The following is a 229-nucleotide window of genomic DNA, read 5'->3' as shown; positions in this document are numbered from 1 at the left end:
GGCAACGAAGGCGATATCGTCAAGGTCACCATCACCGCTGACCAGGTATCGGTTGCCGAGAACGTCAAACCGACCTTCACCGTGCACATCAACACCGCCCTGGCCCACGACCTGGTCGTGACCCTGAGCAACAACGCTCAAGTCACCATCAAGGCCGGGGAAACCAGCGCGCCGTACACCCACGATGCGCAGGGCGACGACGTTTACAACGACGCTGGTGAAATCAGCG

1 protein-coding gene is annotated in these 229 nt (G+C 60.3%); it reads left to right on the top strand.

Features of this window, described 5'->3' with window-relative positions:
• Nucleotides 1-229 (top strand): immunoglobulin-like domain-containing protein (locus JOY50_RS29455; protein WP_243056215.1); only part of this gene is annotated, 229 nt, incomplete at both ends.

Origin of the sequence: Pseudomonas sp. BP01 (assembly GCF_022760795.1) — a bacterium.
Classification (GTDB): Bacteria; Pseudomonadota; Gammaproteobacteria; order Pseudomonadales; family Pseudomonadaceae; genus Aquipseudomonas; species Aquipseudomonas putida_Q.
The sequence above is the reverse complement of the archived record's forward strand: the minus strand, read 5'-3'. Positions and strand labels throughout refer to the sequence as shown.